General features: G+C 42.6%; 15 protein-coding genes and 1 pseudogene. 10 read left to right on the top strand and 6 right to left on the bottom strand.

Features of this window, described 5'->3' with window-relative positions:
- Positions 1-26: 26 nt before the first annotated feature.
- The 4 genes and pseudogenes from yhfH to FZC78_RS03020 all read left to right on the top strand — a co-directional run bounded on the left by yhfH (position 27) and on the right by FZC78_RS03020 (position 2,450).
- Positions 27-152, top strand: coding sequence for a protein YhfH (gene yhfH / locus FZC78_RS03030; protein WP_148938205.1), 126 nt, complete (start codon positions 27-29; stop codon positions 150-152).
- Positions 153-308: 156 nt separating this feature from the next.
- The gene (locus FZC78_RS03025) at positions 309-1,568 is read left to right on the top strand and encodes a GntP family permease (protein ID WP_148938773.1); all 1,260 of its coding nucleotides are present in this window, start codon (positions 309-311) and stop codon (positions 1,566-1,568) included.
- Positions 1,569-1,657: 89 nt separating this feature from the next.
- Positions 1,658-1,762, top strand: a pseudogene (locus FZC78_RS24810) (IS1595 family transposase); the annotation flags it as partial.
- Positions 1,763-1,934: 172 nt separating this feature from the next.
- Positions 1,935-2,450 carry a GNAT family N-acetyltransferase gene (locus FZC78_RS03020; RefSeq protein ID WP_148938204.1) on the top strand — a complete coding sequence of 172 codons (516 nt, stop codon included), beginning with the start codon at positions 1,935-1,937 and terminating at the stop codon, positions 2,448-2,450.
- Positions 2,451-3,435: 985 nt separating this feature from the next.
- Here FZC78_RS03020 and FZC78_RS03015 read toward each other — a convergent pair.
- The 3 genes from FZC78_RS03015 to FZC78_RS03005 are packed head-to-tail and all read right to left on the bottom strand — an operon-like array spanning position 3,436 to position 4,693.
- On the bottom strand, positions 3,436-3,750 hold the full coding sequence (locus FZC78_RS03015; RefSeq protein WP_148938203.1) for a DMT family transporter: 315 nt from the start codon (positions 3,748-3,750) through the stop codon (positions 3,436-3,438).
- Entirely contained in the window at positions 3,750-4,091 is a 342-nt protein-coding gene (locus FZC78_RS03010) for a DMT family transporter (protein WP_148938202.1), read from the bottom strand. Before FZC78_RS03010 ends, FZC78_RS03015 begins: the two co-directional genes overlap by 1 nt.
- Before the next feature lie 20 nt (positions 4,092-4,111).
- Complete coding sequence (locus tag FZC78_RS03005; RefSeq protein ID WP_148938201.1) at positions 4,112-4,693, bottom strand: TetR/AcrR family transcriptional regulator; 582 nt, start codon at positions 4,691-4,693, stop codon at positions 4,112-4,114.
- Positions 4,694-5,066: 373 nt separating this feature from the next.
- Between FZC78_RS03005 and FZC78_RS03000 the strand changes: the two genes are divergently transcribed.
- The 3 genes from FZC78_RS03000 to FZC78_RS02990 all read left to right on the top strand — a co-directional run bounded on the left by FZC78_RS03000 (position 5,067) and on the right by FZC78_RS02990 (position 8,770).
- Positions 5,067-6,191 carry a DUF418 domain-containing protein gene (locus FZC78_RS03000; RefSeq protein ID WP_148938200.1) on the top strand — a complete coding sequence of 375 codons (1,125 nt, stop codon included), beginning with the start codon at positions 5,067-5,069 and terminating at the stop codon, positions 6,189-6,191.
- Between the two features lie 495 nt (positions 6,192-6,686).
- Positions 6,687-7,343 (top strand): hypothetical protein, encoded by a 657-nt coding sequence (locus FZC78_RS02995; RefSeq protein ID WP_148938199.1) that lies wholly within the window; start codon positions 6,687-6,689, stop codon positions 7,341-7,343.
- A gap of 14 nt (positions 7,344-7,357) precedes the next feature.
- A complete protein-coding gene (locus tag FZC78_RS02990; RefSeq protein ID WP_148938198.1) occupies positions 7,358-8,770 on the top strand; it encodes a bifunctional metallophosphatase/5'-nucleotidase in 1,413 nt (470 codons plus the stop codon).
- A gap of 528 nt (positions 8,771-9,298) precedes the next feature.
- On the opposite strand, the gene FZC78_RS02985 is transcribed toward FZC78_RS02990, so the two are convergent.
- A complete protein-coding gene (locus FZC78_RS02985; protein WP_148938197.1) occupies positions 9,299-10,228 on the bottom strand; it encodes an alpha/beta hydrolase fold domain-containing protein in 930 nt (309 codons plus the stop codon).
- Between the two features lie 24 nt (positions 10,229-10,252).
- A complete protein-coding gene (locus FZC78_RS02980; RefSeq protein ID WP_148938196.1) occupies positions 10,253-11,158 on the bottom strand; it encodes a LysR family transcriptional regulator in 906 nt (301 codons plus the stop codon).
- Between the two features lie 251 nt (positions 11,159-11,409).
- Between FZC78_RS02980 and FZC78_RS02975 the strand changes: the two genes are divergently transcribed.
- On the top strand, positions 11,410-12,936 hold the full coding sequence (locus FZC78_RS02975; protein WP_252183484.1) for a flavin-containing monooxygenase: 1,527 nt from the start codon (positions 11,410-11,412) through the stop codon (positions 12,934-12,936).
- Between the two features lie 17 nt (positions 12,937-12,953).
- A complete protein-coding gene (locus FZC78_RS02970; protein WP_148938194.1) occupies positions 12,954-13,898 on the top strand; it encodes an alpha/beta hydrolase in 945 nt (314 codons plus the stop codon).
- Between the two features lie 376 nt (positions 13,899-14,274).
- Here FZC78_RS02970 and FZC78_RS02965 read toward each other — a convergent pair whose 3' ends face one another.
- Complete coding sequence (locus tag FZC78_RS02965; protein ID WP_148938193.1) at positions 14,275-14,712, bottom strand: hypothetical protein; 438 nt, start codon at positions 14,710-14,712, stop codon at positions 14,275-14,277.
- 203 nt (positions 14,713-14,915) lie between these two features.
- On the opposite strand from FZC78_RS02965, the gene FZC78_RS02960 reads away from it, so the two are divergent.
- Entirely contained in the window at positions 14,916-15,278 is a 363-nt protein-coding gene (locus tag FZC78_RS02960) for a DUF6054 family protein (RefSeq protein WP_148938192.1), read from the top strand.
- Positions 15,279-15,296: the final 18 nt, after the last annotated feature.

The raw sequence follows: 15,296 nt of genomic DNA, 5'->3' as shown, positions 1-15,296 counted from the left end.
AAATTTTTACAGAAGGAGGAAGGAAAATGAAAAGAGTGAATGCTGCAACAAAAGGTGTAAAAGAATGCTGTGATTGCGGAAGAATGATCGATGATTCTCAATTCGCTTACTTTAATCAGTGTGAAAAATGCTTGAGAAATACAGAACAATGATGAAGTGAACTCTGCTGTTGAAAGATAAGCAGGAATGATTTCCAACTGGGACAAGGGACGATACCTTGTCCTATTTTTATTTTAGAAGGAAAAGCAGCTCTTTGTGTTGAATTTATTAACAAGCTTTGGAAGTTATCGATTAAGGCGGTGAGTTCAATCGAATTACAGGTGAGTATATGGGGAGTGCTCCTCGCGATGGCTTTCACGGTCATCCTGATCTTCAGAAGAATCAATCCTGCCTATGCGATGATTGCAGGCGCCTGTGCAGGCGGAATCATTGGCGGGCTGGATCTTTCAACAACAGTAGAATACATGATAGGCGGAGCGCAGTTATTAACGCCGGCCGTACTGCGAATTTTGGCGGCAGGTGTCTTAATAGGTGTTCTAATTGAATCCGGTGCAGCCAACGTGATTGCTGCTACAATCGTCAGCAAGCTGGGAGAAACGAAAGCCCTGCTGGCCATAACATTGTCTTCAATGATATTAACAGCAGTTGGGGTGTTTATTGCAGCAGCTATACTGACGGTCGCTCCCATCGCCCTCATGATTGCCAAGCGAACCGGCGTATCCAGGATCAGTGTGCTGATTGCGGTTATATGCGGCGGTAGAGCGGGAAATGCCATCGCTCCGAATCCAAGTACCATTGCAGCAGCAGATGGCTTTTCACTGCCTTTGACCAGTGTTATGGCTGCAGGGCTCGTGCCGGCGGCGGTTGGTGCAGGGCTTACATATCTTATTGCCAAAAAACTCAGTAACAAGGGACCAATGGTTACTGAGATGGAAACAGAGAAAATCACAAGTAAGAAAGAACCTTCATTCCTGGGTGCGATTTCCGGCCCTTTATTTACTATCTTCCTGCTTTCACTGCAGCCAATAGCAGGGATCAAAATCGATTCTTTAGTGGCACTGCCTGCGGGAGGTTTCTTCGGATTGCTTGTCATGGGGAAGATGGGCGAGTTCAAGCTTCATATCTCCAGCGGCCTTCAAAAGATGTCTGGCATAGCCATTGTCATTCTAGGAACAGGTACTTTAGCGGGAATCATCGTTCACTCTTCGCTGAATGACATGATTTTGAGCGGATTGAATTTTTTCCACTTGCCAGTATCTTTCATCGCTCCTTTTTCAGGGGCATTCATGTCCATGGCAACCGCATCTGCCACATCGTCAGCGGCTATTTCAAGCGGAGTCTTTGCAGAAATGCTGCTCGAAAATGGGGTCGCGGCCCTCGCTGGCGCAGCCATGATCAATGCTGCCGCTGTCGGCTTTGACTTCCTGCCTCATGGACCTCTTTTTCATATATCTCGGGAGTCTCTTTTCATGGAGATGAAAGAACGGCTGAGAGCACTGCCTTATGAATTGATTATTGCTGTAGCTATGGTGATTGCCTCGACAGTGGTGTTTGGGGGATTCTTCTAAAAGGTTATGCTAAACTTTGTTATAGATATAATTTATACGAACTAATAGTTTGAAATAAGGGTAATATCACTATTCCTAGTTGTTTTACCATGGATTTAAAGGAACTAAAGAGGCTTGCTGATACCTCGGCCGATAACGGTAAGCGAGAGCTTATTTTCTTTTTGCAATTTCGAACCAAGGATGTGACGGTTCCAGAGTGCAGAAACCCTCATTCAATAAGAAGAATATGTTGGTGAAATCTGCTTGTTTACAGTAACCGGAACGAATAATAAACACCGGCTTTCTGCTTATTCATGTCTTGCTAAGCTGACGGGGAAGGACAAGGAATTTTAAAGGTTATTGATGCAATAGAAAGGCGGGAGATTTGTGATAGAAACAAAACGTCTTATAATTAGAGAAATGGTGCAGTCCGATTATGATGCATTGTGCAGAATATTGTGTGATGAGGAAGTAATGCGTGGTGCTTATGAAAGTGCATTCAACTTAGAAGAAGCTCAAAATTGGCTTAACAGACATCTTAAAAGATATGAAGAACTTGGTTTTGGACTATGGGCTGTTGAATTAAAAGAAACAAACGAAATGATTGGTCAATGCGGCGTGACGATGCAAGGCTGGAGAGAAAATGAAGTTTTGGAAATAGGATTTTTGTTTCAAAAAGCGTATTGGCACAGGGGTTATGCAACAGAAGCGGCAGTTGCTTGCAAGGAATACGCTTTTTCAGTTCTTAATGCAGATAGGGTTTACTCTATTATTAGGGACACAAATTTAGCCGCTCAAAAAGTTGCTGTTCGAAACGGTATGAATATTATTGATAAAGATACTAAGAGTTTTAGGAAAATAGATATGGAATTTCTTCTGTATTCTGCAGGACGAACAAAATGAGCAGGTGAAATTGAAAAAGGTTTCCATGATGAAACCATATACTGTTTGAAATTGAGCTAACGGAATAGTGATTCCATTACGGCTGACTATATCTATTTTGAGACTGCGACACCAGAATTTACGATAAAACCCATCGGTTTATCACTATCAAGTTTTTTCCTGTGAAAACATTTTGAGCAGTAGGGGGAGAAATTCCGCTTATTTACCCAAAATCGCTGTCTAATCAATGCCCAAACTAACTGGAATATAAGGAAAAGGGCACCAAGCCGACGCCCAGGTGCCCAAACTCCACACAAATCAATGGAAAAGGTAACCAAGCGGACGCCTTGGTGCCCGTACACACCAGACTTTAAGAGAAAAGGGCGCCAAGCATGTGTCTAGGTGCCCAAACTCCACACAAATCAAAGGGAAAGGTAACCAAGCGAACGTCTTGGTGCCCAAACTCCACAGAGATCAAGGGAAAAAGTAACCAAGCGGGTGCTTTGGTGCCTAAACTCCACAGAGATCAAGTGAAAAGGTAACCAAGCGGGTGCCTTGGAGCCCGTACTCACCAGACTTTAGGAGAAAAAGGCGCCAAGCATGTGTCTAGGTGCCCAAACTCCACACAAATCAAAGGAAAAGGTAACCAAGCGAACGTCTTGGTGCCCAAACTCCACATAAATCAAGGGAAAAAGTAACCAAGCGGGCGCCTTGGTGCCCAAACTCCACATAAATCAAGGGAAAGGTAACCAAGCGGACGCCTTGGTGCCCAAACTCCACACAAATCAAAGGAAAAGGTAACCAAGCGGACGCCTAGCTGCCCAAACTCCACACAAATCAAAGGGAAAAGTAACCAAGCGGGCGCGCTTAGCCTGAAAAATTCCGCTTATTTGAGATGAGTTCGTTCAAAGCAGTGACCATGCCCCCTGTATAATCCCATCATGAACGGCATCAAGGCCATCAAGAAAATGGGAGCACCCTTGTTGAAAGCTCCCATATAAAAAACTTAAGAAGCCAATCTCAACCCCAACACTGCACTAATGATGACTCCTATAAATAAGATCCGCTTCCAATCTTTGGGCTCTCCATAAAACAACATCCCAACCAGCACGCCTCCGACAGTGCCGATGCCTGTCCAAATGGCATAGGACATCCCCATAGGAAGAGTTCTCATCGCCAAACTCAAAAACCCAAAACTAAATAGAAATCCCAGAAATAAAACGAGATACGACTGCCATCTTTTTTCTTTTACAACCAGATTGATTCCTGTTACACCGACGACTTCAAAAGCACCTGCTAAAATTAAATAAGTCCAAGCCATTAAACTCCACCTTCCTTTTCGTCGGATGGAGGAGTGACGCGTTTCAAGCCAATGACACCTGATAGCAGCAGGAGAATAAAGAATAATTTTGTCCCGCTGAAGGCTTCACCAAATAGCAGGATTTCAACCAGCACAGTTCCTGCTGTTCCGATTCCCGTAAAGACTGCATAGACAGTGGCAACCGGCAATTTTTGAGTAGCTTTTATTAAAACCACAAACGAAAAATAGATAAGCAGAATGGTGGCACTCCATGAAATGAAATCATCCGAATGCTTCAGCCCTACCGCCCATAAAACCTCTATAATACCCGCAATCATAACGAGGAACCAACTTCGATTCACACTAAACACTCTCCATTCGATTAATCATTCATAATTCCATTCCAGTAAAGATACCAGGAGGCATCCAATCTTTTTTGTAATCGAACAGGCCCGCCGTAAAGCATTTCAACAATAACCGCGTCCATCACACCTAAGAAAGCAGCTGTTGCTTTAGGAACATCTATGCTGGATAGGATTTCTCCTCTGTCAGCCGCAGTTTCTAAAATAGGAAGAAACAGAGCCTCTAACTCGTCCAAGTAGTGATAAACCTCTTTCAGCACTTCAGAACTGAGGTGGGCTGGAGGGAAAAATGAGATCCGGATCATGAATTTGGCAGAATCCAGGCTCTCAAACCTCTCAATACAATGAAGCAAGAAGCCATATAAAACTTCCTTTACAGGCTGTGAACGGTTTGTATTTATAAAATCTTTCACACTCGCGAGCTCAGATACAAAAGCATCTCTGCAGATCTGAAGGAAAAGTTCATCCTTTCCACTGAAATGAGTATAGATGGACTGCTTTTTAATTCCTACATCATTGGCAATATGAGAAAGGGAAGCACCTTCATAGCCGTTTAGAGCAAAATATTTCAAAGCAGCTTTCTTTATTTGATCTGATGTCATTCATCATCATCCTTCCGAACGGTCGTAAGGATAGTATAACAGGTTTATTCTCACAATGTAAAACGGAATGGAGGTACAAGTGCATTGTCCCAAAAAGGGTGATAAGAGATAAGTAATTTAGGGTAAATAATATCTGAAAGAATCGAACAGCTGGGATCTTCTTCAACAGGCAGTGAAAAAGAGTCTGCACTTTTCGGAATGAAGTAATAAGAGAACGATCCACCAGCATGATGAGACTTCTAAGGGGTGATGAAGAGTTGAAGGAGCAAGTCGTACAAAATTACAATCAGTTAGCGAATAAAAATTTAAGATCGATAGGGGAAGCAGGGTTTTTGTCCGTTTTCACTATTTTTATAGAAAAGATGGATAGAGGATGAACAACACAATTCCTGTCGCTCAGAGAAAATTAACCCCGGATCTTGCCCGGGGGTTCATGTTGTTGTTCATTGCTCTCGCTCATGCTAATCTATTTTTGTTTTCCTCAGATCGAGAAATCACGATAACCGACCAGATAACTGTCTTTTTTAGACAGCTGTTCATTGACAGCCGTGCCTTCCCGTTATTTGCCATTCTTTTCGGGTATGGACTTCATAAGTTATATACCAGGCAGGAGATGAAAGGTGCGCCATGGAGAGAAACGAAAAATATATTGAAGCGAAGAGGGAGTTGGATGCTGGTCATCGGCTTTCTTCACGCCGGCCTATTTTTTGAGGATATCATTGGTGTTTATGGAATTATTGCGCTTGTTTTTGCCGGGCGGCTGCTTCGTCTGTCCAATCGAGAGATGGTAGTTGTTACCTCAATCCTGCTGATCGTGGTGGGGATCATTGCTCCTTTCATGCCAAGAGCCTACGAGACGCTGCTTATGGCTGCTGCCGGTACAGCTGTAATGGAAAACCCTCTGGAGGCCTCACTTATCCGCATATATGAGTGGATTTTTTATACTCCTTCCTTAAGCTATCAATATGTTCCCGGTGTGCTGATTGGGATCCTGCTCGGGCGGGCCGGGTTTCTGGACAACCCCGAAAATCATCAGAAAACACTGAGAAAAGTTGCCTTGATTGGTCTGCTTCTATCGATAGCCGGCGCCATTCCAATAGCCCTGAGATCCTCGCTTTTTTGGAGTGGTAATGGAGAAATAGCGGTAGCAGCAGCAAAAATCCTACACATCACATCCGGATATGCGGGAGGAGCAGGGTGGACGGCGCTTATAGGGCTGGCAGTTGTCAGGCTTGAAGGAAAGCAAGGAAGCTTCGTTTCAGCCATTGCAGCCCTGGGGCAGCGATCCTTGAGCTTTTACCTATTTCAGTCCGTTATGTTTGTCCTTATCCTGGCTCCTTATGCTGGAGGACTTGGCGGTCACCTGGGCCAATTGGGAAGTGATCTGATTGCGCTGCTTGTCTGGATTCTATCCGTCATTCTTGCCGCCTTATTGGCAGGTAAATCTATGAGAGGGCCTTTCGAGTCTTTTCTGAGAAAGAAGTCGAAGTCTTCATAGTTGGAAAGATCTGGGGCGGAGGGACAGGACGCCTGTTAGTTCCTTAAATGGGTGTCCAGTCGTAAAAATAAGGGAACTTTTTTCCCTTATTTTTAAATTTAAGCTAATTTTGCGGTAAATAGAGGAACCTTTTTCCCTTATTTGATAAAAAAGTAGATTTTTTCAGTGTATGGAGTTAAATAAGGGAAGTTAGTTCCGCTATTTTAGTTTTTTTCAATGTCTTTTAGTAAATAAGGGAACTTTTTTCTTCTATTTACTATCCACCATCCTGAACCTCATAGATAAGTGCCACCGGTCACTGGTAGCACATAAAATGCTTTTTTAAGAAAAGTAGATCCTTTAATCCGGTAGATTCTCAGTACCTCGCCCAGGTACATGTTCCCGGTTCCCCTCAGCCCAGGGTCAACCGTGATCCATTATTTCCCTATAAAAAGAGGAGTTTAATACCTTCATTTAGAATTACTTTGAGAGAAACAAAAAAGGGGAGAGCATATAGTGGCTACTTGGGTTACACATTTTAGGATTACAGAAGAATTATTGAAAAGGAATCTGCCTGTTTCACAGATTGAATTCCTGGTTGGAAATATCGGTCCTGATTGCGGGCTTGTTGGTGAAGATGGAAGACCGACTCCATCAAAAGAACATACCCATTTCAAGGTTGATGGGAAAATTAATTCGAATTCCTTTTATCAGAAACATCTTTCCTGTGAATTACAACCATTATCCAGAAAGTTATCCTATTATCTAGGGTATTACTTTCACTTGGTGACAGATGAAGAATGGCTTAAACTGCTGGCCAGAAAGAAAGAGGAGAAGGTTTATCAAGAAATATTGGACAGTCCTGACTACGCCCGCCTTGTTAAAAAAGATTGGTATGGCTTGGATTTTCAGTATTTGAAGGATCATAAAGATACTATTTTCTGGACAGATTTTCAGCACATCACTGATTTTCCGGAGTATTTGGATATCTTCCCGGAAGGACAGACCCTTACACAGATCAAAAACATTACGGAGTTTTACCAAACCAGTACAGTCTCTGAGGACCATGAGTTTATCTATCTAACAGCTGTTGAGGTCGATGAGTTTATCGAAAATACGGTTGAAGTCGTGCTGAATCTTTTAAACGAAAGATTTAACCTGCAGGCTGTTTGAAGGGGGAAATACATATGAATAAGAAACTTACCATTCTGCACACAAATGATCTTCATGCAAGTTATGAACAAGCACTTAGGCAGGTAGCTTACATAAAAAAACGAGTCAGGGAAATGGAAGACAACGGGGAAAGCTTTCTCTTGGTGGACGGCGGCGATCACATGGACATGAGTGTCAATGAATGCCTGGCTACTGAGGGTGAAGTGCATTTGGACATGCTGGCGGAAACAGGATATCATGCCATGTCCGTCGGCAATAATGAATTGCTGCGGTCAACGCCTGAATTGATCAGGAAACTCAGCCTGCAGTCCAGCGTGCCTTGGTTATTATCCAACCTTGTGGAAGGGGATGGATTCATCATCGGCGGGATGAAGGAATCCCTTATTGTCACAGCAGCGAACGGAATTAGGATTGGACTGTTTGGAGCCACCGACCAGTTTGAGGATCTCTATGAAAACAAGCACGGCTTTAAAAACCTTGATACGTTGAATGTTATAAAGAAAACGGCCTCTCGTTTAAAAGAAGATGGAGCAGACTTGATCCTATTTCTGTCTCACCTAGGGTTTGGTGCGGATAAGGAGATGGCAAAAGAAATAAACGGACAAGTGGATATCATCATTGGAGCGCACTCTCACACTGTGTTGGAGAGTCCCGTGGTTGAATCGGGTGTTCCGATCGTACAGGCAGGATCTCACGGAATCTATGTTGGCGAATTGTCTTTGAGCATCAATGTCGACAACGAGGGCGACCACATTATCGATTCTTTTGAAGGCAAATTAGTCCAGATATCTCCTGACTCTGAACCGGATCCTGCCATGGAATACATCTTAGAAACGGGAAGGAAGGAAACGGAGGAATTTCTTTCTGAGGTTCTGTTCACAACAAGTGAGCCTTTATCTCACGCAAATGTCATTCAGCTCATGGCGGACAGCCTTCGTAATCGATGGAATGCAGAAATCGGAATCATGTACGGCGGCGGAGCTGTTGGAGGAATGGAAGCAGGCGATGTGACAAAAGGATCTGTGCTGAATACCTGCAAAAGCATGCATTCTCCGGTGCTGATAGAACTTCAGGGCAAACACATCTCCCGATTGATCGAGGATAGCTTTAAGGATGAAATCATATCAAAACCAGTTTACGGAAATGGATTCCGTCCACACGGAATTCCGATCGGAACCTTAGCTTTTTCAGGTGTGACGTGGGAAAATACTGAAGATACTATCAGTGATATCAAAGTAAATGGCAAAGACTTAGAAAAAGAGAGACTATACACAATCGGAACCGGATCTCCTATGCTTTATGAAGAAGTGTGCGGATACAGCTCAGTTAAAGAAAATAGATTGATAGACCTAGGAAAAAATGAGATGGTCAAGGATGTGTTTTTGGAGTATTTGAAAAGCCTGTTACATCGTTCGGTTACAACCTAATATTTTTAGAAAAGAGCCCCATTCTTTATAAGATTGAGCTCTTTTTTATTGACTGTTTTCGCAAAGACTGTGGCTATATTAAAAGTAATGAATTTCCGCTCCAGGCGCGCGACTCCGCGGGGCGGGCGTTGAGCCTCCTCGGCTTCGCCTGTGGGGTCTCACCTGTCCCGCTAGTCCCGCAGGAGGTCGCACGCCTTACGATCCAATCCTTCCACGTGAAAATGATGAGGAGATAAAATAGCATTCAAAAGCAACAATCTTTTAGAAAAGAGCCTTTGTATTACAGTGTCGGTATGAAGATTATAATCAATTTTTATAAAGAGTTGAGATCGCAGAATCACTTGCCAGCACTGGCGTTTGAGTATAGGAACCCGCTCGCATTCCCAGATTTTCCGTTCGTATTTATGTATAATGCGCTCGTATAACCGCATATCCCGCTCACAAAGGACTATAGATATGTGTACCCACACAGCAAAACGCAGGAGTGCTACCATACTTATTCGCAAGTGCTGCTGCCTAATCACCCCGTCAATTATTAATAATATGAATAATCTTTTGGTGAGCATCCCGTGCTTCCGGAATCGGCAGCACAACAAAGACATGATTCATTTTCGGATACACATAGGTGTTGTGCTCAATTCCTTCGCTGGCCAGCTTTTCAGCGAGTTTGAGAGCATCCGGGTACAAGCCTTCGTGTGTACCGATAAAGTGAGAAATCTTTGCCAGGCCTTTGAGGTCTCCGTAAATAGGGCTGATGAGAGGATCTTGTAGATTTTTATCTGCTGCCCACTTTTTCGTGATGACTTCCATTCCTCCTGCAGATAGCATGGGGTCCTTTCTTTCATAGTCGGCAATTTGAGGATTATCAAGGCACATATCTACGCATGCAGATAAGAGGATGATATCCTTTGGTTGAGGAATATCATGCTCTTTTAAAAGCTGAGCAAGGCCAAGAGCGATATTTCCACCTGAAGAATCACCCATGATGGTTAATTGCTGGGAGTTCTCGACACTGCTCAGCTGGTCTTGATAAATTTCCAACAGTTTGGGATACGTATGGCTGTAGTTAAAATGAGGGACTTTAGGATAAATAGGTGCAATAATTTTGGCATTTAGGGACTGCGCCATTTTGTCCATGAACTTCCAATGAAAACTGACTGGCTGGTTGACCCAGGCGCCTCCATGGATATATAGAATTACTTTCTGCTTCGAAGAACCTCTATCATTTATCGTGAAGACCTTCATATTTTCAAGCATCTCATCCTTTACTTCGCTGTGCAGCTTAACCTTGCCTATAGCGTAAGGCTTGATGTTTTCCTCACCTGTTTCGGTTACATATCTCGTAGTATTTTCAATGGTGGAATATCCTCTTTTGGTGTTTCTCATCGCCAGACCTAAGTATCTTTCAAAAAGATAACTTTGTATGGAACGTCTTTTTTCATAAGTATACAGATTCATATCCATATCTCCTTTTTAGAAATTTCATTGAGAATCTTTATGAAGCAATTGCGTTAACAGCTGATGGGTGAACGTCTCTATTACTCCTGATAACTCCTCATCCTTACGGGTAATTCTCCACAAGAAATTAGGGATGCTATTAATTTTATTCAGAGGAATGGTGATAATTTCACTTTTTATATGAAAAGGCAAAGAGTCTACGATATATTCTGTTGCGATGGTGATGGCATTACTCTTGATCACCATCTGGTAAATGGCCTCTGCATTGTTCGTCGTTAAGGCGACCCGGTTGGTATTCTCTTTTAAAAAAAGATTTCCCGCGATGGATTTTATCAGGGGATCGTTATAAAGGACAAAGGTTTCATTCTTGATTTCTTCTCCATTTATACTTTCAAAGAATCTTAATCGGGAATTTTTATTGATTACCAGCCTTGCCTCATCCTTCATAACTGATGTCCAGGTAAGGGCAGGGTCTTGATTGCTCGCTGCGGCAGAGAGAAAACCTATATCAGCCTGTCCCTTTTTAACCCCAATGATCACATCGCTTGAGGGAGCTTCTGCCATTTGCACATTCACATGGGGAAAATTCTTTTGAAATTCCAGTGTTGTATCAATGATCTTCGGGACCATGCCAGGAATGGTGGCAATGGTGATATTGCCGTATACAGTTTCTTTTAAAATTGAGATTTCATCTTTCATTTTTTCAACTGATTTTAATATAGAAACGGCGTGCTGTATGACTTTCTTTCCTTCTAACGTTGGAATGACACCTTTTCTAGAACGGGAAAATAGGGAAACACCCAGTTCGGTTTCCAATTGGCTGATGGAGATGCTGATAGCAGGCACTGTCATAAGATTTTTCTTTGCTGCTCCAGTAAATGAGCCAAGTTCTCCGACATCTAAAAGATATTGCAGCTGAGTTATGTTCATTCTCACACACCTTAAAAGATATTATAAATGACTTTAGATAAATTTTACCAAAAAAGGGATGCAGATAGATAGTAATAGTTAGAAAATTCAATAATTAATATCTAAAGCAGACAAGTTAAATATTTTTTAAAGAAGATTAAATTTTATTAAATTTAAATATCAGAATATTCGTAATACAATAGAGGTAAGAGTTCCCTTTAAAGCAGATGGAAACAAAACCAAAAGTTTTATACAGGAAGGGAGATGCTTGCTTGGAATCGAAGGGCAGACAAAAGAATGCAAACAGTGCCAGATTTGTAATTGTAGGAACGGGTTTTTCCGGTCTTGCAGCAGCGGTTCGTTTAAGGCAGGAAGGAGAACGGGATATCATTATCTTGGAGAGGGAGGGCGATGTGGGAGGAGTTTGGCGTGATAATCGATATCCTGGCTGTGCTTGTGATGTGGAATCTCACCTGTACTCTTTTTCTTTTGCGCCTAATCCAAACTGGAGCAGGGTCTTTTCTCCTCAGCCTGAAATATATACCTACCTGCAAAACTGCGCAAAAGAGTTTGGGTTGATGGAGCATATCCGCTTCCATCACGAGGTGAAGAGGATGGAATGGAATGAACAAAAAGGGGAATGGAGCATTGGAACAAGTAAGGGTGATTTTACAAGCCAGTTTGTAGTAGGAGCTTTCGGGGCGCTTAGCAACCCTTCCATTCCTAAGCTGGAGGGACTTCAGCAGTTTAAAGGAGAGGTTTTTCATTCAGCCGCTTGGCCGGAAAATTATAATCCAGCAGGAAAGCGAATTGCGGTTGTGGGTACGGGAGCTTCAGCTATTCAATTCATCCCGGCTATCCAGCCTGACGCGGAACACCTCCACGTTTTCCAGCGTACTCCGCCTTGGGTCGTTCCGCGGCTGGACGGACCGATCAGTACGGAGGAGCAGCAGAAGCTTAAAAAATCATCTTTACACCAAAAAGTAACAAGACTGAAAATTTATGCACAGCGAGAGGTAAGGGTACTCGCATTCAGGAATCCGAAATGGATGAAGACAATGGAAAGCATTGCGAGACACCATTTGCATAAGGCAATTAAAGATCCTGAGTTGCGGGAAAAGCTTACTCCTGATTATCGAATAGGGTGTAAACGGATCCTTCTATCCAACAATTACTTTCCTGCATTAGCACAACCTAATGTAGAAGTGAATACATCAGGCCTCGCGAAGGTAACCGAGAATGCTGTGCGAGATTCTGCCGGCAGAGAAATACCTGTTGATACCATCATTTTTGGCACCGGTTTTCAAGTCTCGGAAATGCCGTTTTCGGAAAACATATATGGCAGGAAAGGTCATACACTTAAAGAAGAATGGAATGGCAGCCCCCAGGCCTATATGGGGACAACGGTCTCCGGGTTTCCTAACTTGTTCATTCTTCAAGGTCCTAACACAGGGCTGGGTCATTCATCTGTAATCATTATGATAGAGGCACAGGTAGAGCATATTATGAAAGCGCTTAAACATATAAATAGACAGAATCTGAAAACAATTGAACCCAGTGCCGAAGCCCAAGAACGCTTTATTAGGGAAACAGACCAATTGATGGAAGGGACGGTCTGGACTTCCGGCGGTTGCAAAAGCTGGTACCTTGATCAAACCGGCAGGAACTCCACACTTTGGCCGGGCTATACATTCTCATTTCTCAAAAAAGCTTCCAAGTTAAAAAGAAGTGATTATATTGGACGCAGAGAAGGAAAGCCCAAACCTGCCGCCAACCATGGAGTCACCTTAAGTAAATAAAAATTGGAGGGAAAAAGATGGCTGCTTTAAATCCGAAGATGAGATATTTTTTAGATAATCTGCTCCCTGTTTATCCAGAAGGCTACACACCGACATTGGAGGATATTCGCTCAAGAGCAAGTGTGGGCTATGGAACAGCAGAGCCTGTGCATAAAATAGAGAACAGGAGTATCCAAGGTCCTGAAAGTATCCTCCCTATAAGAATCTATACACCTGAAGGAGAAGGCCCGTTTCCATTAGTCGTCTTTTTTCATGGAGGAGGCTTCGTATATGGAGACCTTGAAAGCCATGACGCTCTTTGCAGGGGGATGGTCAATGCTTCTCAGCACGTAATCATTGCGGTGGATTATCGACTAGCACCGGAGAATCCTTTTCCTGCTGCGGTGAATGATTGTTATGAGGCCGCCAAATGGGTGTATGAAAATGCTGCAGAACTGAACGGAGATGCATCCCGTTTATCAGTAGCAGGTGATAGTGCGGGTGCTAATCTTTCAACAGTTGTATCCATGCTCGCTAAAGACAAAGGGGGACTTTCCATTTCAAAACAGGTCCTCATTTATCCTGTTACAGATTCTTATAATCCGGAAAAATATGAATCTTACAAAGAAAATGGAAGCGGGTATTTCCTGACGACAGAGCATATCGGACTCTACAGCACACTCTATGTTCAAAATAAGGAATGGAACCTTCATCCACATGCAGCCCCCATGAATGCAGACGATCTCAGCGGCCTGCCGCCAGCACTGGTCATCACGGCCGAATTCGATCCACTTCGTGATGAAGGCGAAGCTTATGCTGAAAAGCTGAAGGAAGCGGGAGTACCTGTCAAGCTTAAAAGAGAGGAAGGACAGATACACGGATTCTTCAACTTCTTCAGCCTGATGGATGCCAAAGAGGATATTCAGGAAGTCTATGATTATATTGGTGAATTTCTAAAGGAAGATTCTAATGTGAAAGCCTAATAGGAACAAGTAAACTCCCTGGCAGAATCACTGCTGCAGGGAGTTTTTTATAGAGAGTCTTGAAGTCCCCTTGCTATGCCGGGTATTCCAGATTCACCGTCACTTCATAAACATCCCGTTGCATCATAAATAAGCGGAAATTCTCCGGTTAAGCTGAAAAATAGAGTTTGATAGGGGGTATATAAGCGGAGTTTTTCCGCTTAAGATCAGTAAAGTGTCTGGAATTCGTAACTTTTAAGAAAATAAGGGAAATTTCTCCGCTTATTTTAGCCTTTTTTGGGGCTGATTTTTAAATAAGCGGAATTTCTCCCCTTATTTTTCCTCAGTTAAAAGATTTTGATAGTAATAATTTGCACATTAAAAATACTGATTGGTTTTAAAACAAAACATTATGATAGGTCTCATTCATTTGATGATAGTAACGCAAAACAATGAATACTGCAGCCGTAATGGTGATTCCATTCAAGGAGAGCGTCCACAGCATGTATTTTTTCCTCTTCTTTTCATTTTCCTGCCATTTATCACTTAACAGAACCCAGTAGGTGGCAATGAACAAAGAGGCAAGCAGGATGCCGATGAATATCAACCTGTTAAAGGCACCCATCTGCTGCTCCAAAATCTCCAGGCTGTCATAATCGATGGTCACATCGTGATTCGTAACAGTGATGCTATTTCCGAATCCTTCATGTAAGACGAGTTGCTCTTTTTCATTCCACTCATAACTTAGCAATTCAAAATTCATTGCGGCATATATGGTGAGCAGAATACCGAGGCTGATGATAAAAGCAATTCCCCAAGTGAGTTTTTTTGACATCTATTAGTCTCCTTCCCCATAGGTTTAATCCTATTATTTAAAAAAGTAAGAATTTGTCAATTAAGGTAGCCGAATCGAAATGAATGAAACCTTGCGGAAGGTTGAATCGTATACTAACTAAGAGATCAGAAAAATCCAATAATTTTTAAGCCTGAAAAATCATATTAAGGAATACGATATTTCTAAACAAAGGATGAATAACATTGCGCAGCTATTTAGAATTTACAGTCGATCTAAAACCATTTGACGCCGTTTCAAAAATTTTAAGTGACCCGGATTATAAAGAAGAACTGGCTTTTCAAGACTACAAGGTAGCAAATGGGAAAGACGAGGATGCCAAAGCGGTTGCGATTCTGGTTTTTGAAAAATATTTCTTCCGTAACAACAGCACCGCTACATTAACCGTTACTGTCAGCGATTTTGAAGGAGACACCACAGTGAAGTGCATCTCTACCGGCAATGGAGACGGGGTTTTTGATATAGGCTGGTGGGCAGGGAAGAGCTTCATGAAACCTTTGCGAAAAATATTAGATCCATACATACTTGAGATGAAACAAGAACCGTGAGATTGGAAAAAGGAGAAT

Source organism: Rossellomorea vietnamensis, from assembly GCF_008180415.1.
Lineage (GTDB): Bacteria > Bacillota > Bacilli > Bacillales > Bacillaceae_B > Rossellomorea > Rossellomorea vietnamensis_C.
This window is presented reverse-complemented; position numbering and strand designations above follow the sequence as displayed.